The sequence below is a fragment of the Endozoicomonas sp. Z74 genome (genome assembly GCF_057680865.1).
In genome coordinates, this window is record NZ_JBLYZI010000206.1 from 1 (window position 1) to 2,461 (window position 2,461).

The 2,461-nt window shown below is 50.3% G+C and carries 5 protein-coding genes; all 5 read left to right on the forward strand.

Annotation, left to right across the window (positions count from 1 at the left end; translation table 11 throughout):
* Nucleotides 1–94 precede the first annotated feature (94 nt).
* The 5 genes from ACNRUY_RS26185 to ACNRUY_RS26205 all read left to right on the forward strand — a co-directional run bounded on the left by ACNRUY_RS26185 (nt 95) and on the right by ACNRUY_RS26205 (nt 2,452).
* Nucleotides 95–442, forward strand: coding sequence for a hypothetical protein (locus tag ACNRUY_RS26185; RefSeq protein ID WP_488114607.1), 348 nt, complete (start codon nt 95–97; stop codon nt 440–442).
* Between the two features lie 369 nt (nt 443–811).
* Nucleotides 812–1,240 carry a hypothetical protein gene (locus ACNRUY_RS26190; protein ID WP_488114608.1) on the forward strand — a complete coding sequence of 143 codons (429 nt, stop codon included), beginning with the start codon at nt 812–814 and terminating at the stop codon, nt 1,238–1,240.
* Nucleotides 1,224–1,850, forward strand: coding sequence for a hypothetical protein (locus ACNRUY_RS26195; RefSeq protein WP_488114609.1), 627 nt, complete (start codon nt 1,224–1,226; stop codon nt 1,848–1,850). The genes ACNRUY_RS26190 and ACNRUY_RS26195 overlap by 17 nt, the downstream gene beginning before the upstream one ends.
* A 152-nt stretch (nt 1,851–2,002) precedes the next feature.
* Nucleotides 2,003–2,290, forward strand: a complete 288-nt coding sequence (locus ACNRUY_RS26200) for a hypothetical protein (protein ID WP_488114610.1) — start codon at nt 2,003–2,005, stop codon at nt 2,288–2,290.
* 6 nt (nt 2,291–2,296) lie between these two features.
* On the forward strand, nt 2,297–2,452 hold the full coding sequence (locus ACNRUY_RS26205) for a hypothetical protein (RefSeq protein ID WP_488114611.1): 156 nt from the start codon (nt 2,297–2,299) through the stop codon (nt 2,450–2,452).
* Nucleotides 2,453–2,461: the final 9 nt, after the last annotated feature.

Sequence of the window (2,461 nt, forward strand, 5' to 3'; positions counted from 1 at the left end):
CTTGGACTTGTGTAAATAACTGTACGGAACCCCGGCAGGTGGTTGAAAGGGGTGGCCGTTGGTTTTATGAACCCATGGGGGCAGGGTAGGAACTATGGATTACAAAGAACTTGAAAAAATCGCTTTTGAATTGAGGCAGGCAGCAGAAAAAGCCCAATCATCAATGATGGTGCCAGGTGAAATCAAAAACACACTGGAAAGCGCGTCTTTGCTGATGGGTGGTGTGGTGGAAGCTCAAAAAAAGCAGGCTGAAAAGTTGGAAACTTTGTGTGGCTGCATTTACGGAGTGATGGCGGGGGTTAATGCAAAAAAACCGGAGGCGGTCACTGATGAAATGCTGATGATGCAGCAGGAAATGCTAGGGATTGATGATATTCAAGCGGCGTACGTTAGGGCAATTACCAGAACAATGGTGGAGGGTGATGATGCCAAGGGCGAATAATCCAAAACTGGGGATAATCCCCTGTGACCTGTGCGGGGAACCCGCGAGCGTGAAACAGAACACCAGGGGCTATCTATACGTCGGCTGCCAGAAATGCGGGGTTGATATGCGGAAAGGGGCAGCACTGCAAACGCGGCTCTATCAGGAGACTGTGTGGCAGGTTGATGAAATCCCTAGCCCACCCCCTAATCTCATCACTGATCAACCAAAAACACCGGCAGCGGCTCAGGAGCCAGCAGACGAAGCGAAAGCCCCTAAGCCGGAACCTAGGCAGCCCCCTAAGCCGGAAAGCAGCAAGGGCGGCTGGGCAGTGCTGGCGGGGCTGGCGGCAATTGTATTAATACCATTCAAAATTGGGGGGGGCGCGTGATGAGCGAACAGCAAACAGCAGAACAGGTAACTGATGATCTGGAACAAATGGCAGTCCTTGCAGAGCAGCAGGACAAAACCGAAAGCGATCAATGGACACCGGAGGCCATAGAGGAACCGGAAGTAATTCAGGCCAGTGACTCACATAAGGCCGTGGCCGATATGGTGGGCACGTTTGCGGCTCTGGGCTTCGGTTTTGTGGCTTCTCGGAAGGGGGAGCATTGGAACCTAACCCCTGAAGAAAAAAACACATGGTCGAATGCTGCCGCCGACCTTATTGAAAAATACTTGCCGGATGCGGAAGCATCGCCGGAAATGGTGTTTTTCGGTGCAACTGCAATGCTGATAGCCCCAAGGGTGATGATGGATAAGACAAAGGCGAATCAGGAACAGGTCGAACAGGGCGCGGACGATGGCAAGGAATCCTAATACCCGGCTCCCGAACCGTCATACCTTTTTTAATGCGGTGTCTGGCGGTGGTAAAACCACGGCCATCATCGACTTTTTGAAAAAGGAAAAGCCGGATCGGGTCGTTTTCTTTGATCCGGATGAAGATTACCAGGCAACCCGGTTTCACGACCGGGCAACGTTTGCCAGGGCACTGTCTAAGGCTATTGCCAGCGGGAAAAAATTCCGGCTCGCGCTAACCGTGGACAATAATAAGGCGAATCTTGAATGGTTCTGTCGGTTGATCTTTTTGGCGGCGGACGGTGATAAACCGATGTTTGCCGTTCTGGAGGAGATCGCGGACGGTTGCCCAAGCCCCGGCAAAGCCCCGGAGCAATTCGGTATTTTATTGAGGCGTGGTCGTAAATTCGGGTTGATCCTGTTGCCAGCGAGCCAGCGAATAGCCGAGATACCGAAAACCGTTCTAACTCAATGCAAGGTGAAATATTACGGACAACAGGAGGCAGACGACGCGCAACGGGTCGCGAAACTGGCCGGGGTCTCAGTGGAAGAAATAAACAGCCTGAAGGAATGCGAGTTTTTCCGCAAAGAAGCCAATAAGCCATTGGAAAAAATCAAGGTGAAACGATGAATTTTAGAATGGATATGGTGGCTTGTTCATCGACATTGATTGGGGCGACTGTTTTTGGGGCTTCGATGTTTGGCCGGGGTGGTGCCTTTGCTGGGTTGGTGATTGGTGTTGTCTTTTGCTTTTGGCAAACAAGAAAAAAGGATTAATCAGATATGGAGCCTCAAGTTTATATAGGGATTGGTATGTTTTTTGGGGTGCTGGCTGTTGCTGGCGTGATATGGGGAAGGGCTTTGGGAAGGGCTTTCTTCGTAAGCGATGCCATCCCTCAATTTGAAAAGTCAATGCAGAGTAGGCAAAGGGAGTTAGATCGGGCTTTTTGTGAGGCGTTAGAGGCTGCTGTGGATGAATGGTTAGAAGGAAAGAAGCGGAAAAAACGGAATAAGTGCTATCTCAGTATTCCGGGGTGTTATCCAGGCCATAAAGTCAAGCAAGCGAGGTAAGGGGGTATGAGTGTCATAGCAGCGATGAACACGCTCCAGGCGAGCCGGATAAAAATAATCATGGTGCGCCTGTTTGGTGATAAGAAATCATTTGTGGAAGATGGGAAGTTGGTTGAGGTATATCGGTTCAGGAAAAAAGAGTATTTGATCAACTACCGGTAAGCCGGTTTA